This window comes from Bremerella sp. JC817, from assembly GCF_040718835.1.
Lineage (GTDB): Bacteria > Planctomycetota > Planctomycetia > Pirellulales > Pirellulaceae > Bremerella.
The window spans coordinates 247,206-265,296 of record NZ_JBFEFG010000264.1 but is presented as its reverse complement, the minus strand read 5'-3'; the positions used below and the strand labels follow the sequence as shown (position 1 = coordinate 265,296).

At 56.2% G+C, this 18,091-nt stretch carries 16 protein-coding genes; 4 read left to right on the top strand and 12 right to left on the bottom strand.

The window, feature by feature from the left end; translation table 11 throughout:
- Positions 1-437 (top strand): hypothetical protein (locus tag AB1L30_RS07465; protein ID WP_367012794.1); only part of this gene is annotated, 437 nt, incomplete at its 5' end.
- A gap of 120 nt (positions 438-557) precedes the next feature.
- Here AB1L30_RS07465 and AB1L30_RS07460 read toward each other — a convergent pair.
- Together AB1L30_RS07460 and AB1L30_RS07455 are read right to left on the bottom strand one after the other, a co-directional pair.
- The gene (locus tag AB1L30_RS07460) at positions 558-2,396 is read right to left on the bottom strand and encodes a sulfatase-like hydrolase/transferase (RefSeq protein WP_367012793.1); all 1,839 of its coding nucleotides are present in this window, start codon (positions 2,394-2,396) and stop codon (positions 558-560) included.
- Between the two features lie 74 nt (positions 2,397-2,470).
- Entirely contained in the window at positions 2,471-3,202 is a 732-nt protein-coding gene (locus AB1L30_RS07455; RefSeq protein ID WP_367012792.1) for a class I SAM-dependent methyltransferase, read from the bottom strand.
- A gap of 343 nt (positions 3,203-3,545) precedes the next feature.
- Here AB1L30_RS07455 and AB1L30_RS07450 point away from each other — a divergent pair, with 343 nt between their 5' ends.
- Positions 3,546-4,574 (top strand): DUF1559 domain-containing protein, encoded by a 1,029-nt coding sequence (locus tag AB1L30_RS07450; RefSeq protein WP_367012791.1) that lies wholly within the window; start codon positions 3,546-3,548, stop codon positions 4,572-4,574.
- A gap of 85 nt (positions 4,575-4,659) precedes the next feature.
- Here the strand turns inward: AB1L30_RS07450 and AB1L30_RS07445 are convergent, their stop codons facing one another.
- Positions 4,660-5,352, bottom strand: coding sequence for a M24 family metallopeptidase (locus AB1L30_RS07445; RefSeq protein ID WP_367012790.1), 693 nt, complete (start codon positions 5,350-5,352; stop codon positions 4,660-4,662).
- 308 nt (positions 5,353-5,660) lie between these two features.
- Here AB1L30_RS07445 and AB1L30_RS07440 point away from each other — a divergent pair, with 308 nt between their 5' ends.
- Positions 5,661-6,473 (top strand): serine protease, encoded by an 813-nt coding sequence (locus AB1L30_RS07440; protein ID WP_367012789.1) that lies wholly within the window; start codon positions 5,661-5,663, stop codon positions 6,471-6,473.
- Between the two features lie 11 nt (positions 6,474-6,484).
- Here AB1L30_RS07440 and AB1L30_RS07435 read toward each other — a convergent pair whose 3' ends face one another.
- From AB1L30_RS07435 to AB1L30_RS07395, 9 genes are all read right to left on the bottom strand, one after another.
- Positions 6,485-6,832 (bottom strand): hypothetical protein, encoded by a 348-nt coding sequence (locus AB1L30_RS07435; RefSeq protein ID WP_367012788.1) that lies wholly within the window; start codon positions 6,830-6,832, stop codon positions 6,485-6,487.
- Between the two features lie 2 nt (positions 6,833-6,834).
- Complete coding sequence (locus tag AB1L30_RS07430) at positions 6,835-8,514, bottom strand: type VI secretion protein IcmF/TssM N-terminal domain-containing protein (protein ID WP_367012787.1); 1,680 nt, start codon at positions 8,512-8,514, stop codon at positions 6,835-6,837.
- A gap of 50 nt (positions 8,515-8,564) precedes the next feature.
- Positions 8,565-9,209: a DotU family type IV/VI secretion system protein gene (locus tag AB1L30_RS07425; RefSeq protein WP_345087869.1), complete on the bottom strand. Its 645-nt coding sequence runs from the start codon at positions 9,207-9,209 to the stop codon at positions 8,565-8,567.
- A gap of 80 nt (positions 9,210-9,289) precedes the next feature.
- Positions 9,290-10,753, bottom strand: a complete 1,464-nt coding sequence (gene tssK / locus AB1L30_RS07420) for a type VI secretion system baseplate subunit TssK (protein WP_367012786.1) — start codon at positions 10,751-10,753, stop codon at positions 9,290-9,292.
- Positions 10,754-11,135: 382 nt separating this feature from the next.
- The gene (locus AB1L30_RS07415) at positions 11,136-11,852 is read right to left on the bottom strand and encodes an N-formylglutamate amidohydrolase (RefSeq protein WP_367012785.1); all 717 of its coding nucleotides are present in this window, start codon (positions 11,850-11,852) and stop codon (positions 11,136-11,138) included.
- A gap of 29 nt (positions 11,853-11,881) precedes the next feature.
- The gene (locus tag AB1L30_RS07410; protein WP_367012784.1) at positions 11,882-13,135 is read right to left on the bottom strand and encodes a glutamate-cysteine ligase family protein; all 1,254 of its coding nucleotides are present in this window, start codon (positions 13,133-13,135) and stop codon (positions 11,882-11,884) included.
- Between the two features lie 63 nt (positions 13,136-13,198).
- Positions 13,199-14,662, bottom strand: coding sequence for a RimK family protein (locus AB1L30_RS07405; protein ID WP_367012783.1), 1,464 nt, complete (start codon positions 14,660-14,662; stop codon positions 13,199-13,201).
- A 136-nt stretch (positions 14,663-14,798) separates the two neighbouring features.
- Entirely contained in the window at positions 14,799-15,533 is a 735-nt protein-coding gene (locus AB1L30_RS07400; protein WP_367012782.1) for a C39 family peptidase, read from the bottom strand.
- A 208-nt stretch (positions 15,534-15,741) separates the two neighbouring features.
- On the bottom strand, positions 15,742-16,578 hold the full coding sequence (locus AB1L30_RS07395) for a DUF4410 domain-containing protein (protein ID WP_367012781.1): 837 nt from the start codon (positions 16,576-16,578) through the stop codon (positions 15,742-15,744).
- A gap of 238 nt (positions 16,579-16,816) precedes the next feature.
- Between AB1L30_RS07395 and AB1L30_RS07390 the strand changes: the two genes are divergently transcribed.
- Positions 16,817-18,085: a prepilin peptidase gene (locus AB1L30_RS07390; protein ID WP_367012780.1), complete on the top strand. Its 1,269-nt coding sequence runs from the start codon at positions 16,817-16,819 to the stop codon at positions 18,083-18,085.
- Positions 18,086-18,091: the final 6 nt, after the last annotated feature.

Genomic DNA, 18,091 nt, shown 5'->3' with positions numbered 1-18,091 from the left:
CGTTGGCGGAAGGCCCATGGCCGCAGAAGGCTTACAACGATGCCTTGATGCGTGACTTGAACAAGCGTCGAGCACATTCCGACTTCATCATCAACAAAGCGGTGATCGGCCAGCCAACCAAGATGGACAACACGCTGGTTGCCAAACCGCAGAACAACGACATCACGCCGAAGCAGGCTCCGCTCGACTTGCCAACACCAGCAGAAATCGACGCGGCCCCAGTGCTGCCAACCGGATCACTTCCACGACCGCACAATCCATTGCGAACAGCATCGAAACCGAAACCACTCGCCGCTACCATTCAGCCAACCAGCCATACTTTGGCACCGGTTGAACGGATGGCGGAAGCTCCGATTATCCGAGCCCCGGCCAACGGTCAGCCTCAGAAGATTTCGTTCGGTAGCGACGCTCCGAAAGATTCGATCTGGCTGCACTAAGCGCACGTCACCTTGAATGGGTGTGATGTGCGATACCAATTCGACGACGAGTCGATCTCCAAGGACATCCGAATCCCTTTTGTAGTGATTCGGATGTCTTTTTTTATGCCGTGGCAGGCCTTACTTCGGATCGAGGTATTCCAGGCGACGCTCGAGTTCGCCACGATTTTGTTTGAGATGCTCGACCTGTTGGCGACGGATCGAGAACGAATACCCTGGGCTGCCATCTCGCAGCAAGACGACTGAGTTCAAAATCAGATTCGCTTCGGTCGCGGTCTTGGCGTTCTCTAAAGCCTTGCCCATCGCTTCGGCCGGATCTTGTCCGGCGTAGAGGGCAAGGTACTCGATCGCCCGCACACGCACGAGGTTCTCGGGATCCGATTCGGCCAGCTTCACCAACGTCTCCTTCAGCGGCAACGCTTCGGCTCCATGCCCGCTGCACGCGATCACACCCCAATAACGCTGCCATGGATCGGAAGAAGCCAACGCCTTAGCGATGTCGGACTGGGCATCCGCGAACGAGCCTAGTTGTAAATTAGCAATCTGCTGCATCGCGGCGATGTCCGCCTTGTGCTGCTGACCGAAAGCGACCGGATTGGTTGCCGCCTTTTCGGCCAGGTAGCTCTCTGGATAGAAACCCAGGTCCGGCATACCGACCACAATTTCATCGAGCCGACCGCGAAGTTCTTCCAGAACTTCCTGGTGCTTCGGATCACCGGCGAGGTCATCGATCTCGTATGGATCTTCCGAAACGTCGAACAGCATCTCAGCCGGTCGGGCCTGGAAGAACTGACTTTGCAGGCCATCGAGCTTCTGGGCATCGAACCATTCTTTCCAGTTCTGGTAAGCAACCATCTTGTAGCGATAGTTGTTCATCAATCCGTCGAAGTTGAATCGCTGGTAGTTGCGAATGTAGCGATACTTGCCCTTTCGCAGCGTTCGCACCATGTCGTACTTTTCATCAAAGCGATCGGCGTAGCCAAACGACTCGTCGCTCTCGACCAACTGCTGCTCACCTAAACCAAGGAACGCGTGACCATCGATCTGATCAGGCACCTTCGCGCCTGCCAGGTTCAGCACCGTCGGGCCGAAGTCGACAAAGCTGACGAACGACTCGATGCGGCTGCCGGTCGTCTGCGGCAGTTGCTCGCGGAACTTCTCGGGCACACGGATCACCAGCGGGACATGCAAACCGGTGTCGTAGGCATAACCCTTGCTACGTGGCAACACGCCGCCATGATCGGCGAAGTAAAAGACGAACGTCGAATCGAGCAAGCCATCTTCCCGCAACTGATCGACCAGCTTACCGACCTGTTGATCCATTTGCTGGATTCGATCGTGGTAACGGGCATAGGTGTATTTGAACTCTTTGCTTTGCGGATGATAGGGCGCGACAAACACCGATTCGGCATCGTTCTCATTCGGTTTGTTGTCGATATCAGCGGCAGGAAAGTGCAACGAACTTTCGTGCGTCGTCGTGTAGGTTTGCACATGGAAGAACGGCTGCCCAGGCTTTCGATTTCGCCACGAGGCCTTACGCGAAGACTCGTCCCAGACGTCCTTCGACTTCTGAGCGTTGTAATCTTCTTTGCTGTTGTTGGTCGTGTAGTAGCCTGCTTCTCGCAGATAGGCGGGGAACATCTTTAAGCCTTCCGGCATCGGCACGATGAAGCTCTTACGATGATGAAAGGTCCCAATCCGCGGTGCATAGCACGAGGTAATCAACGTCGTCCGCGCGACGCTGCACACCGGGGCATTTGAAAACGCGTTGTCATAGGTGAGCCCTTCTTTGGCGAGGGCTTCGATGTTCGGCGTGGATGCGCCGGTCGGATCGAACCATTTCAGAAAGTGGCTCGAGTTGTCTTCCGACATGATCCAAAGGAAGTTCGGCTTTTCGGCAGCGAACGACGACGTGCTGCACGCAACCAGCAGCAAGAGCGACAACAAGAGACGTGGCATGATCGAATCTCTAGGGGGAGGGAGCGAGGTGATTTCCCTATACCATCCTCTGTTTTCCCGCGTGATTCAACCGTTTAAACCTCGGCCAGGAAAAAGACGTAGCCGTATTGCTGCCCAAACCGTGAATATGTCGCCATTTCCTCCTCGAAAGCCGCCGCGACCAGTTCCGCCTCCTGGCGGTCGGTATAGCCATCGATCCAGGTTTCAAGCCGCTGAGAGATCGGCCCGTAATAGTTCTGCCAATCGCTATCGGGAAACACGAAGCTACTCAGCAATCGAAATCCATGCTCAGGCAACAACTGCTCGATCTCCCCGCGCGAGCGAAGTGAGACGCCTTGCCGTTTCCAATAGGCGTCGGCTTCCGGGTCGGGGGAGTCCGTCAGCCAGACCAGATCACTGACAGCCAGAACCCCGCCTGGGCTGAGAAGTGGATGCCACAATCGCAAAGCGTTGTCGAGCCCAATGCTGTAGACGGAACCTTCGCACCAGACCGCATCGAATGAGGTCCCTTCTGGCCAAGTGGTATCCATGCTTTGCTGACGGATGTGAACGCGATCGGCATAGCCTCGCGTCGCCGCTTCGACTTGCAGTTGCTGTAGGAAAGCACCGCAGGTATCGACTGCCGTGATCTTCGCGGAAGTCTGCTCGGCCAGCAGCATCGTCGAGATACCGCGACCACAGCCAAACTCGACGAGCGATCGCCAGGTTCGTCCTTGGGTTGCCGTCGCGATCGCCTCGGAGGTTGTCGCTTCGCTGCCCGGCGACATTCGTTGAAGGCCTTCAAACAGGTCGATGATCGCGTCCATCAATACCTCGCTAGCTCATTGGTCACACCACAAATGTGTTATCAAGAACGACATGGTTGTCGTCCGAGTCGACAACAACACAGGACAATCTCGCCTCAATCAAGGACTCTGCGCAATACTACTCGGTTCGCATTCTCAATCGTCTTCAGATTCCTGCCTTGTTCTCGCGAAATCACGAAATGGCCCCTAGAAAAAGAGTGGACTCCACCTAGACTGGGTATCAAATTTGCCGAACAGGGCAAAGTGCGTCCCGCTTTGTTGGAGGAAATTGTCTAGGACGCGGTTAACTAGATCCAGGGGCACCAGATGTGCCATGCCCCGTTATCCAAGGAACTCGAGAAGCATGACGATTTTTCCAACCCCACGGAAATCGCCACGCGAAGGTTTCACGCTTGTTGAACTTTTAGTCGTGATCGCCATTATTGGTGTCCTGATCGCTTTGTTGTTGCCAGCCGTGCAACAAGCTCGGGAAGCTGCCCGGAGGATGCAGTGCAAAAACAACCTCAAACAGATGGGCCTCGCCCTGCACAACTACGTCGATACCTACCGCGTACTGCCGATGGGCTGCACAGTCGACCTATCGACATCCACCAGTGCCAGTAACGGGTCGTGGGGCGTGCATGGTCGAATTTTGCAGTTTCTGGAACAAGGCAACCTGTACGACAACGTCGACATCACGATTGCCTGGGACTTCCAGACGGCGATCGATGGCCTGAAGATCCCTGGTTATGGCTGCCCAAGTGATCCCGGTGCTGGTCGCGAACGCGACCCAGGCGGCGGCAAGGTGAAACTGTGGCCGACCAGCTATGGCTTCAATTACGGTACCTGGTTCGTCTTCAATCCTTCCAACAAGCAAGGTGGCAACGGGCTGTTCTATCCGAACTCGAGCTTGTCGTTCCGCGACGCGACCGATGGTTCATCCAACACGCTGCTGGGTGCTGAAGTAAAGGCCTGGACACCTTACTTCCGCAATGGCGGCCCGTCGACGACGACCATTCCGAACACGATCGCCGATGCCGAAGCGATCATCGCTTCCGGCGACGAGTTCAAGAACACCGGGCACACGGAATGGCCTGACGGTCGCGTACATCACACCGGCTTCACCGTCACGATGCCACCGAACGCGAAGACCTCGTGCTCTAACGGCGGAACTACGTACGAAGAGTGCGACTTCAATTCGTGGCAGGAAGGTAAGGACGGCAACGCTGGTAGCCCGACCTACTCGATCGTCACCTCGCGAAGCTGGCACCCAGGCGTCGTCGACGTCGTGATGTTCGACGGCAGCAGTCGCTCGATCAGCGAAACGATCGACCTGACCATCTGGCGTTCGCTCGGCACGCGTGCCGGTGGCGAAGTCGTCTCCGACTTCTAATCGCTAGACCCGGCTCTTCAATGAATCAAGAAAACGGCCTGAGTTCTCTCAGGCCGTTTTTATTTCTTGAACGCTCCTCGTCCGCTCACAATACGCGGAGGACCTCGCCTTCGAAGTAATAGATCTCTTCGTGCTTGAAACCCCATCGTCCTTCGACTGGTCGAATATGGGGTTCGAACGTGAATAGATCCACCGAACGCAAACTTCGTGGATTGCCCTTCTCGATATAACTGCGTGCAGCCAGATCCGTTTCGATCGTATGGCCATAGTTGCTGAGAAAGTCGAGCTCCACGAATCGGAGTTCCTGAATTTCGTTCTTCATGAATCGCCCAAGATCATCGAAGCTCATATCTGGTTTAGCGAACTGTTGCAGGCGACTATGCAAGGTGTTGAGGGCTGCTTTGCCTTGCTGGAACTCGGCATCTTCAGGCTCGCTGACAGAGTGGCCATTTTCAACGTAGAAGCTTCGGGCACAGTCACCCCAGATGCCTTCTCGACAGGGACTCAAGTCGACGGTCACCAGGTTGAAATTCCCGAGAGGCTCGTCGGCAGGCACGTAGTCGCGTCCCGAGAGCGAAAGACAAGATCGTGTTCCGGCTAACACCAGGGCCGGACAATCGTGGTACCACGTATCGGTAATACCGCGATCGGCCAGCAACTGCTGGGCACGACGGGCGATGGTCGCTTCCGTATCGGATACGACAAGGCTCGCCCCGATTTCTGCTAAGACTTCTTTAGAAATTGCTTGAATCGCCTGATACTCTTCGACCTGTCGCATCGCCAGATTCCTTCGCCGTCGGAAAAGCTACCATGAATCGAACGCGTACCGTCCAAGCGTAGGGCAATTTGGCAGCGGGATCCAATCCATCACCAGGCCCTCTACTTTTGGGCCGTGCTCCGAAAACCAGAAGCGGGCTTTCCATGCCGGCCGCGGACAACTAGTCTGGGCTGTTAACCAACCACCCTCCCGAAGCTGATACGCTTGCCGGTTTCTCGCGACGATTGGCTGCGAAACTGGGAAGCAACAAGCCATTCGCCTTGAGCCCCGCTCCTAGACCTGCCACCTGAATTTGAAAATCGATTGCCATGTTGAAGACTGTTTCTCTCGTGCTCTTGGCCCTGCTCGTTTCTGCTTCCCTGCTGACATCGCCGCTGCATGCCGAGTCGGAAGATCCCACCACGCTCATGTTCCGGGCCACGGTGAAACTGAGTAATCCTGGTTCCACCGGGACTGGTTTCATTCTGACGCCTGACGAAGGCAAAACCTTCATCCTGGTGACAGCCAAGCACGTGCTCGACAAAACCAACGGCGATGAAACCTCGGTCGTCTTTCGCATTAAAACAGCGGAAGGAGAGTACAAGAAGCAATTGGTTCCGCTCGCCATCCGCAAAGATGACAAGCCGCTGTGGGTAAACCACCCGGAACAAGACGTCGCCGCGATCTACGTGACTCCGCCAGCAGACGCCGACCTTCCACATCTGCCAACCAGCTTGTTGGCAACCGAAGAACATCTGCGAACCAAGGGTGTGCACCCAGGCCGCAAGTTGACCATGCTGGGCTATCCGCATCGCGAAGAATCGAGCGAGGCAGGCTTCGCAATTTTGCGAAACGGTCCATTGGCATCGTTCCCAGTCCTGCCAACCAGCAAGACCAAGACGTTTTACATCAGCACCAGTATCTTCAGCGGTGACAGCGGCGGGCCGGTCTTTACGACGCTTGCCGGCGAAGAAGAAGGATCCGCAGAGCAGCCACTGATTATGGGAGTCGTGCATGGCCAGCGGTTTCTGAACGACACGATGAAGGGGAACTATATGACGATCAAAACCCATCATCAGTTCGGGCTGGCTATCATCGTGCACGCCTCGTTCGTGATCGAAACGCTGGAACTGCTGAAATAGCAAGGCTTCCGTTACTCTTCGGCATCGGCTGGAGGGTGATACTCGACGTAGATGGTACGGTCTTCGATCTTTGTGACCGTACCAAAGTCAATCTTTTCCGCGGCCGCTTGAACGTCTTCGACGGGCGAAATCTTCAGCGTATAGACTCCGCCTGACTCGTACCCTAGCGTGAAGTAGCTTTGGGATCCGTCCAACCAGGCGGAGGTATTCTCCTGGATGGCTTTACGCTGCTCGCTCGTTTCTGTACCAGAGATGACCAGCACAATCTGCTTTTCTTGAGAGCATCCACCGCAGCCGATCATCGGCAACAGCAATAGAACCAGCATTCCCAGGTAGATTTGCCGAGCCGTGTTTTGCATCGTTAGCCATCCTGATTCCAAGGCATGTATTCGCCGAACGCCGCGTTGAGTCCCATCCCAATCAGCAGTAGCAAACAGACTCCACCAATGAGCGCGGCCACGTTTGCCGCGAAGTCGGCACTGCTGTTTTCTTCCAGTGCCTCGTAGCTCCAATCGAGCTCGGCGTCTTGCTCCATCACGCGATACAGCACGCTCCGCACGAAGGCCTGGCGATCTTTGGTGTCGCCAGTCGCTGCGAAATAACAACCGCTGAACAGCAGCGAGTTGTGGGCCGCACGTGGATTCTTATCCGGCTCGTAACCAAACGAGTTGGCGACAATGTTCGTCAGGCACTCGCTGAATCGCCCCCGAATCTTACACAGCAGTTCGAACAGTTTGGGATTGCCAGGCCGACGAAGACCATCTTTCTCGCGAAACAGCAGGTAAGTCCAATCCTCGAACGCCCCGGTCGCATGCTGCGAGACCGCTTCCAACTGCTCGGCGATCGGAGGATTCCAGACATTGAAACCTTTGCCGAAGCGTTGTTCCTGGGCTCGCTTTTCGCCGACGCGTCGAATCAGTTCGAGGAAGCCTGGGGCACTTTCCATTTCGGTAACCAGGGCCGTCACGCTGCATCGCAAACGGGTCATGCCGCGGATCACATCCAGGTCGCTTTGAATCGCGACTTGAACCGGTTCGCTGGCATCTTCGACCAGTTCAAACGGCACTGTGACCAGCAATCCATTGATCGGACAGACCGGGCGACGGGCTTTGTTGATCAACGTACAAACGTACTTCAAGCGTTCCATCTGATCGGTCAGATCGGCCTTCGATTGCCGCATGCTGGCCATGCCAGGTGCTGGGGCATCGGGACTGAACGCCATCGTCTGCCCCGCGTCGAGTCCTTGACCAAAGTTCATCGTCGCTCCGATTCCGGCCATTTGCGGAGGAGCTTCCATGAAGTGCTGCTGATCGTCGTCGTCCGCACCGAGCGTATGATCTGGTAGTGGCTCGTTGACCAGACTTTGTTGGCCAGCACCGGCGACAATCGTTTGCCCGCCTGGGATTTCTCGCATGGAAGGTGTCGCTAACTGCGAGCCTGGCCCGGTCCGACGCTGGAAGCCTTCGGCCAGTGTTGAAAGGCACGATGCCTTCGTCAGAAAGATGAAGATGGCGTCGGAATTGGCATACCAGTGCAACGCGGCCGGTCCCTGAGCAGGATCAGAAACGTTGAAACCAAATCCCGAGGCACGCATCAAGTTGCTGGCGCGACGCTCGTCCTGGTTGCCCAGCACTAAAAACAAGGGCGTACTTCCCAAAGGAATGCCATGCTTGTCGAGTTCATGGATACCTTGCTTCCAGGCCTTATCGATATCGGGGAAGTCGGAGGTTTCTTCTTCCATCCAGATCTTCACGACGTAGTACGAAACGACCGGGATCACGATCATCAAAAAGAGCACGGCCAGGCCGGTCTTCCAGTCGAGCAAATAGTCGGTCCACTGCGCGGAGGTGCCTGAAAACTGGAACGAGATGCAGAACGAAATCAGCACAAAGAAGAGGAACAGGAACACCAACAGCGCGATGCGTGTCGGAACCGTGATCTTCCCCAGGTTCCGCACGCCTGGCATGGCCGAGGCCAACGTGTTGAACGCGGTAAACGGAAGAGTGAGGTAGTAGATGACGTTGTAAACGAATGACATCATTTTCGAGAACCTTCGGTTCCGTGCTGCCGGACTTCAACCAGCACCGGCAACTATTTGTTAACCCCAAACATCAAAAAGTAACCGATACAAATCGCGACCATCACCACCGCAAACAGGGTCATGTTGATCAGCTTGTTGTAACCGGTCAGCGGTGGAGCCCCTTCGCCGGGCTCAGGACGATCGATGATCGGGCTACGACCAATCGCCAATTGAAGTGCCGAAGCGGTCTGCTTGGCCCAGGTATCCAAGTCGGCCGGCAAGCCGTAGTGCTGGGTGTACTGCAGCGAATGCGGATGGCCATACAAACCGCGGAAGCCAAGCACGACGCAGACGTAATAGACTTCCAGGGCGTCTTTGTTCGGCAAGCTTTGGGCTTCACGTGCCGCGACGAAGAAGTGCTCGAACGCTTTTCCACTGTGGAAGCATTCGTATTCCAGGTCGTTATTCTGCCACCAGTTGGCACCGTTCCATGGCGCGGTGATCAGCATCTGATCGATCCAACCCACCAAAGCGTACTTCGCCAGTTCCCACTCGGCGGTCTGTCCGAGCAGATTCTCGGCCGTATCGATCCGCTTCTTCACGCGGATTCGCTCCTGACTGGGATCGAGCGAGTTCCCGTCGCGCTCGATCCGATCCAACAGATCGAGCATACAGAGAAAGATGGGATCGACTGCTTTGGCAAATTTGGGGGTCATTCTGACTCGATTTCCAAAGTTCAACAGGGGCGAAGGGCAACGCCGGATTCAAACCGGACAAGTTAAACTCGACCGGCGGGTTAAGCCCGATTCTGCTCTCCGTGCCGCAATGCGAAGACTGCCACATGCAGCGCGATAAGTTGATTCCGAATGTTCAAGACAAGACGCTTCTTGCCTTGCAGTTCTTTGACATCGTGAATGTATTCTTCCTGGAAACGCCAGCCCATCGTCTGCGTTCGTTGGACATCGTCCCATGGCGGTCCTTGCCGCTGCACCTGGAAGTAAACCCAGTTGCCACCTTGCGGTAAGACCCGCGGTGGCTGCGCAACGGGACGCAAGCGAACCCCTGGCATGTTATTGCGGAAGAGCGTTTCGACCTGTTCGCCGCTACCAAACACCCAGTGGAAGCCCTGGGTTACCAGTTGGTACGTATCTTCCTTCGAGATGCTTACCCCCTCGAAACCGATGTACCACTCCCAGCTCGGATCGAACCACTTTGGATCCAATTGGACATGCATCGACTGGCCGCTTCCCAGGAAGAAGCGATGTTCGTAGGTCGCGTCGATGCGACCTTCGCTTAAACGGCGAATTTCGTTGTAGGCCCACTGGAAGATCTCGGCCAGGTTCTCGTGGTCGTACTTCGGAATCGTTTCGACGCGTCGCTGCTTGTCGTCGAAGATCGCCAACTGGCCGACGATTCGGCAAAGGGTTGTATAGACCGTTAACGGATGAATCCCATCGCTGAACCCCAGCACTCGCAGTTCGGCGTAGGCTTCGTTCAAGGTTCGCAGACGCATCATTTTCTCGAGATCGCCAATCTCGCGCGGGTCCCAGGTAATGTTCTGGTTTAAGATGTCGTTGCGGAAGCGTTCGATGCGTTCGCCAATCAAATCGAACGTTCGGCGGACGATGCCGGTCCCCAGCGGCGTCCAGGCTTCAATTGCCAGGCAAGGTGGGCAATAGTTCGGATCGATGCGCGGCGTGCCGTCAGCTTCGTTGCGAATGATCTGGCAGATCGGCAGCAAGTCGTAGCCGGAAAGTTCGTCGGTCGACAACAAGATGCGGATGTTCAGTTCGCGGTACGAGACCTCTTGAGGGTTTCCGCCGCGGTTCTCTTCTTCGTCCTCGCGCGAGAATTCGTAGTAGCGTGTCTGGGAAGATTGAGAATCGCGAGCCGTGTTCTCGTGCCCCAGTTTGACGCGCGGGACTGCCAGGTAGACTCGAATGACTTCGTTTTCGAGGAAGATCTCTTTCAGGTTCTGCAGCCCCTGAAGACCTTGCCGCAGATCGACGCGGTCCATCTGGTCGTTGCCGCCGATCGAGATGATCGTGCCATCCCGCATCCGGGCTTCGCAGTGCGAGACGTCAATCTGGAAATTGGCGATTGCCTGGTCGCTGATTTCGATGGAACGAATCCCATAGGCATAAGGGATCAGGTCCCGGAAAGAGTTTTCGAGGAACTCGTACCAGTGGCGATCCTGGGCTTGGAAATGATGGGGCCGAAGAAACATCCCTTCCGACCAATGGATGGGTGGGTTCTTCATGCAAAATTCCTATTCCACGTGCCAGTCAGGTTTCAGGGAAGAGATGCGATGAGATCCTCAGCGTTGCTGAGCCCTAAGAACGCGGAAAGAGCGTACGAACCAGTCCGTTTGTTCTGGCCTGCTCTCCTTTGCCTAAGATCCCGATCGTTCAACGTTCCCCCGAACTTGAACTGAAGGTTATTGCTGAGAGACCATCCGGCCACCGCGCGCGACAGCGACCTGAAAAATAAGAGCCCCTCCTTGTATGCCACGTGTAAGAATACCATCCCTAGGGGGAATCTCAAGTAGCAAGCAGGCAACCGGTTACGTCCAGACTCGGAGGAATTGCGGAGCAAGGTAAAGCGTGCCGATCAGCCATTCTTCGTAAGCAAGCATCGCCTGCTTAAATCCCCTGGTGGGCGGCCAGGAAGCTCCCCTGCAGGCCTGCTATCAGCCGTTTGACCTGGGCCGGCGCTTGGGCATAAAGCAGCTGATTCACTTCCAGCTCGATTCCGACGTACTCCCCTGCCCCGAATCTTTTACGCAACGCGGTCGTATGACCATCCGTGATTCCGCGGTAGGGATAGTTCATCCGGACCCGGCACTCCGGTAGCGTCTCTCGTAACGTTTCCTTCCAGCGAGCTGCCAGCGCCCGCTCCGGCTCGCGTTGGGGATCGTACAGCAGACCGATCTCGGCATTGCGGACTTCCCCGTTCAGCTCCGGCGTGAAGCTGTGAAACGAAAGGTGCCAGACCTGTTGCTTCTGCTGGACGTGCTGGGTCACCCAATCGAGTACCTGCTGACGGAACGGCCGATACCACTTTTCCAGGATCTCGTCTCGCTCCTCCTCGTTGGGCGGAGGCACGAGGCTGGACATCAATGCCGGGTTCCATTCCGACCGGTTCAAGTCGACCAACAAGCGGGTCGTCTCACTGAAAAACAGCTGGACGTCGGCAGCCTGGGCGAAGGCCTTTGCTGTCTTCAAAGCACCCGGGTCCCAGCCACGATGTGTCTTCAAGAGGTCTTGGTGATCCGCAAACCGCCCAGCGAACTTGCGAGGCACCTGGTTACCACCATGTTCGCAGGTGAAGAGCAAGACGCGAGTTGAAGATCGTTTCATGGCAATTCGTGTTGTGTGATCGGGCAGCGTTAGTCGAGCCCGTGGAACGAGCGACCTTCCTGGAGGCAACCGCACAGTTCGCGGTAAACTGGCAACAGCCGGCTCTCGAACTTGCCATGCAGTGTCCGCACGATGCGATGGGCCAAGGTTCCTTCTTCGAGGATGACCTGCAAGGCATCGGCCAGTGGCTTTTCTTCTACCGGAAACTGATCGGCCAACGATCGCCACAACTGGTTGGCGGTACAGGTCCCTTCCGTCCAGCCGAAGTGCTGCAGGTAGTCGGGATCGACAATCACTGTTTCGTCGGCGTCGTCGATCACGTTCAGGAAGATCTCTTTCAGTCGCTTCGTTTCCGCCTTTTGCTGCTCGGCCGTCGAGCTCCATTTCTCTTCGGTCAATGCCTTGGCCACGTTGGCTACCAACTGGCAGATCGCCACGTCGGCGGCGGGATGCTCTTGCACGTCCATCACGCGGATTTCGATCGTGTTTCGCATGAAACGAGCGATCGCACCGCGACTGTTGGCCCATTCATGCCGCAGTACGCCTGGCAAGTCGAGCGGAGCCATCGCGTCGTAGATCGGCTGCAGGATCTGCTCTTCGTAATCCTTCCGCGTGAAAACGGCTTCAGGAATAACATGCCCGGCGACCTGAGGGATTCGGTCGGCATTGTGGCGATACGTTTCCAAGCGATGATCCAGGTGCGGCGTCATTTGGCGTTCGCAAACCGGACTGCTGGCGGTCAGGGCCGGCAAGATCGGCAGCAGCAAACGAATGGCCGCATGCAATCGGCCGAACTCTTCGTCCGTCGCGAAAGGCAGGTTTAAGTGGCAGCTTTGCAGATTGGCCCAACCGTGACCAGTGCAGTTGAAAATGACGTTGAACGCTTCGTAGACTTCGTTGTAGCCATAAGGCCACAGCTTCATTTCCAGTTCTGGACGCATCCACGGATGCATGGCACTTGGCATCAAAAGCGCACCAATCTGACCAAGCGACGCGTTGATCTCGTTCACGTTCGCCTGGAATTTCTGGGCCAGGCCGGCAAAGCTGGGGGCTGGACCGTTGGTCTTCAGTTCGACGACGTGGGCGGCCAATTCGTTCGACCAGGCGATATCGCCATGCTCGACTTCTTCACTCGGCTGCCCCTCTTCGTCGCGCAAGACCTGGTCGGCAATCGGGGCGACATCGAGCGACGTATCGTGAACAATCATGTACTCGACTTCGACTCCAAATGCTTCAAACAGCGAAATGGAATTGCTCTCGGATTCAGTCGATTCAGCCAGCATGGCTTGGGTTTGCCTTGATGAAAATTGGAAAGGTTAGAACCTGGGTGAAAGCGAAGGCGGAAGCTACTCGACGCCTGCTTTCTTTTGTTCGATACGTTTCACGAAGACCGATACCATTCGGCGGTAAAGCTCTTCCTTCAACACGGCGTCTTCACAGCCGGAGTTAATGTTCGGGTTATCATTGACTTCGATCACCGAGAATTTGCCATCTGACTCTTTGACGTCGACGCCATACAGCCCATCGCCAATTAAATTGGCCGCCTTCAAAGCGATCTGAACCGCCTTCCGCGGAGCGAGTTCCACTGGCAAGGTTTCCAGCTTGCCGTAACGGCCCCGAGTGGTGTTCTCGTGCCGAATGATCTGCCAGTGGCCGCGTGCCATGTAGTATTTGCAGGCATACAGCGGCTGGCCATCGAAGATGCCGATGCGCCAGTCGAAGTCGGTCGGCAAGAATTCCTGAGCGATGATCAGTTCCGAATCGGCGAAGAACTCGTTCAACTTCTGATCGAGTTCGGCCGGGTCTTTCACCTTGACCACCCCCAGCGAAAATGCGCTGTCAGGCCGCTTCAATACGCACGGAAAACCTAACTGTTCGGCCAGTGTATCGGCGTTGTCGCGATGGACGACCACCGTCTTCGGCACCGGGATCTTGTGCCGCGTCAGCAGTTCGGCCAGGTACACCTTGTTCGTGCACAGCAAGATCGAAGTCGGGTCGTCGATCACCACCAATCCTTCGGCCGCTGCCCGGCGAGCGAAGCGGTAGGTATAGTGATTGACCGCCGTGGTATCGCGAATAAATAGGGCATCGAACTCTGCCAGCCGGCCATAGTCTTCTCGAGAGATGTACTCGGTCGAAATGCCTTGCTGGGCAGCCGCCTTGGCGAACTTTTGCAATGCGACTTCGTCGGATGGCGGCTCTGGATCGTCAGCGTTTCGCAGGATCGCCATGTCGAAGCGAGTCTTCTTCACCTTGGCGACACTTCGCCGCTTCGAGAAATGTTCAAGCGATGTCTCCACGATGAACGGCCAGTGGGCTTCCGGCACGTCCGCCGCCGAGATCCCCCCGACACTGGTCAGCTGCCAGCGGTTCTTTTCGAGCATGAACTTGGCCCGCATTAATGGAGCCTGAAACAGACTGAAAAGCCGCAAGGCCAACGAATCGTAGCGTTTGGCCATGTTCTTGCCAAAGTAGATACTCAGCGTGAACTTCTTCGACTTGATGGGTGCCAACGACTTCTGGATCAGTTCGTCGAGGTCTTCGGTAATCAGGCGAATGATGCTGCGGGTCTTCCAGTCCTGCATTGCCCCGACACTCGGTACCGGGCGATGGCCACGGGCTTCCGCCAGCAGCGAGACATAGTAGCCGACACTTTGGTAGCGATAGGTTTCGCACAGGTTAAAGACCTTCGCGCCACGGATCTCACTGAACTGAGGCTGCGTGATGTAGGCCTTCGGGTCGACCACCGTGACCGACGGATTATCGGCGGGCCAGCGATCGGTTTGGTCGGTCACAATAAGAATTGCCATGATGCTTATTTCAATGCGTCGGGGAGGGACGCGAGTTTCGATGATTGGGGGTGGAAGCGGCGTGTCGATCCACAAAAACGCCGACCCGCAGACATTTCGACCGCGGGCCGAAAGCGATGGAGAGGAACTCAAGGCGTCATGAAGCGGATCTGCCCCCTGCGTTGCCGCCGACCTTTTTCGGTTCGATGACCAGCAGGTTGGAATCGTAGGTCAGAATGCCTAGCAGAATCGAACACACCAGGCGGTCAAAGCTGACCGGATAGTGATGCATCTCGCCCAGTGGGTTGGGCAAATAGGGATCGGCCACGTAGACCCGATCCTGGTTTTCATTCATGCCGTACAAAACGACAAAGTGCCCCTGAGGAAGTCCCCGGACATCGTCAGGAATGTTCTTCAATCCATGCTCACGCGGACCACCGTACAAGTAGGTCGAGCTGAGCCCGGTGAGGATCGGGATCGACTGATGCAGGAAGCGGCTGATCAACATCGCGTTCAAATCACGCATCTTGATCTTGCCTCCCAGTTGCAGGAACTCGACATATGCCTGGCTGGCCAGGTGGAGTTTTGACTGGGCTTTGACCTGCATCTGCGATTCGAGCCGCTCGACCAGGTCGTAGCTGCGGCTAAACCAGATCGGATCGAAGACCTCAAGATTGTAGGTGTAGATCGTGGCACTGAAGCCGCGACGGAGGGCATCAATGCCCAGCATTACACCCAAGGTGCCGCCCTGTTCCAGGGTCGGAACTTCCGAGATCAGATGGTGCAGATCGAGGTTGAGGCCAAAGTACTGATAAACGGCGTGCAGGCTCGTCGGCCCACAGGTCGTATCATCCGGCTGAGGCAGGATCTCGAAGTCGAAAGGATTGGCCATCCCAGGACAGCTAACCAGGAGCCGCGACGGGGCAGACCTTGGGGTAAGTATTCAGGTCTGGTATGCCTCGAGCAAGCGTTTGGGAATTGTAGGTTCGGTCGGCGTTTCGCAGCAAGGTCCGTTCTCAGAAAATTACGTTTTGCGGACAGCCGTCAGGCGACCTGTCAGCCATTGGCCAGAAGCCGACCTGGAAGACAATCGCCACCGGTTAAACCAGTTTGGCAAAGAAGTAAATTCCGACCACCGGCAGGACCGTGAAGATGCCGAACACGATCCGCATCGCCAGGATCGACTTCACACCTACAATTTCTCGGATTTTGACAAACGCTCGGCTGGTTAGCACGCTCTGCGGAGCAAAGGCATAGCCCCCGGCAGCACAGGCGATGTACCACATCCAGGACGACATCAGCCAGAAAATCCAACGCTCGTTCTTGGGCATCCCGTCGTGACGCTCTGGCCAGGTCAACGAAGTCTGATAGCAGATCGTGGCCAAAATAATTGCCAGAAGCAGCGCGGCGACAATCACCCCAGGGACATAGAACTTGGCAAACATCGAGCTCGCCGAATTCGCCGGCTGGGTTTCCGCACCCACGTGAACGCCTATCTGCATGGCGATTCGCTGCAGGCCTTGCTTGATCATGGTCTTGCTGCTGCCGCCGAACGCTCCCATGTGGAAGTTTCGCGAGATCTCGAAAGGCTGGGCAGGTCGCTTGCCCTGGCGGATCTCGCCTTTGACGGTCACTTTTGCCTGGCCAGCCAGAAACGGCAACAAGTATCGCAAAGCCTGATTGCCCTCTTCAACCTCGGCGATCTCGGCCTCGATCTGTCGAGCGGCAGGCCCCTCGACCACCTGCAAACCTTGCTCGCGGCAATAATTGACCAACTCTTGATGCAGCATCAGCGAGACCTCTTTGGGGGTCAGCACGCTGCAATGGAAGCGAGACATACGAATCGGAAAGGGGCGAATCTGGATCGTATTGCCCGAGACGGCTGGTTCGCTCGAACCAAAATCGACCGGAGATTTGAAGGGATTATCGATATCCACAAACGGATTCCTAAGCTGGCATGCCGGGAGAGGAGGAGCCCACCCACAAGGGTGTCCGTCCAAAGAATTGGCAGTTTAACGAGCAACATGCTGGAAGTCATCTGGATTCCATAGAATTCGTCGACGATGGATCCTCGCTTTCTCATGTCGCGGATACCCACTGCCACCCTGGGTTTTTGGCGGGAAAGCACCTAAAATACCCCTTCCTGAAACCCTGCAATCCATGACGTAAAGCAACATGCCTCGACCTGCTTCCCGACTAATTTGGCTTCGCTATGCGATTGCGGTCGTGGTTTGCCTAGGCATGGGGGCTTTGCTCGCTTGGCCAGCGTTCGAGATGCTTTGGCTTTCCGGCTCGGACGAAGACTTCGTGAGCCGCCAGAACCGCTTGGACCAGATCCAGTGGATCCAGACGGTTCTGATCGCTGGCTTCCTGTACACATGGTTCTTTTTCTTCGGAGCCACCGTCGGCAGCTTTTTGAACGTGGTCATCTGGCGGATGCCACGTGGCGAAACGGTCGTGACCCGGCCTTCGCGTTGCCCCTTCTGCAGCACGAAGCTGGCCTGGAACGACAACGTCCCGGTCCTCGGATGGTTGATGCTGGGTGGCCGCTGCCGAACTTGTCGCTTACCAATTTCCCCTCGCTATCCCCTGGTGGAAGCCGCGATGGGTCTGATCTTCCTGGTCCTGCTGCATACTGAAGTGCTGCAAGGAGGAAGCAATCTCCCGGGGCATGCCGCGATCTCGCTCAGCTATGCCCGGGCCATGTTGGAACTGAAGTTCGAGATGCTTTCGATCTACGCGTTCCATTGCTACTTCTTCAGCCTGATGATGTGCTGGGCTTTGATCGCGTGGGATCGCAGCCGGATGCCGCTCACCTTGAACGTGGTTGCTTACGGCGTTGGCTTCTTCGCACCACTGATCTGGCCGGAACTTTACCCGGCGGCCTGGAGCGATTGGACGTTCGAGTCATTTCACGATGCCGCGCGTCTGTCAGTGTTCCTGACAGCCATGTGCGGAATCGTCGCCGGAACGATTGGCGGTGCCGTGCTGCGACTGGCTCTTCCCAAACCCGAGCGCACCGACGCTTCGCACCGCCTGGGTATCCCGATCATGCTGGTCGCGGTTGGCCTTTATTTCGGCTGGCAGGCCGTCTTGGCGGTGGCAGCCATGTCGCTGGCGATTGCGATTCTGTTGACACCACTGCAGAAGGCTCGCCAACGAGTCGACTTCGCCGGAAGCCTCGAGATCGCCCTGTTGGTGGCCAGCGTCGTATTCGTGATGAGCTGGAAGTTCTGGGTCGAGACAATCGGCCTGGGCCAACTGATCCCAAACTGCGTCGTCCTGGCTGTGTCTGTTCTGCTTTGGTTTATCCTGCGAAAACTAACGTGGCGTGCCGAAGTCGATTTGGCCCGATTCCAGCGTCCGCACGAGGAGAAATCGGCCACTTCGCCCGATTTGCAACTCCTTGCCTCATCCGGCACAATCTCCGAGAATAACCATTAGAAAATG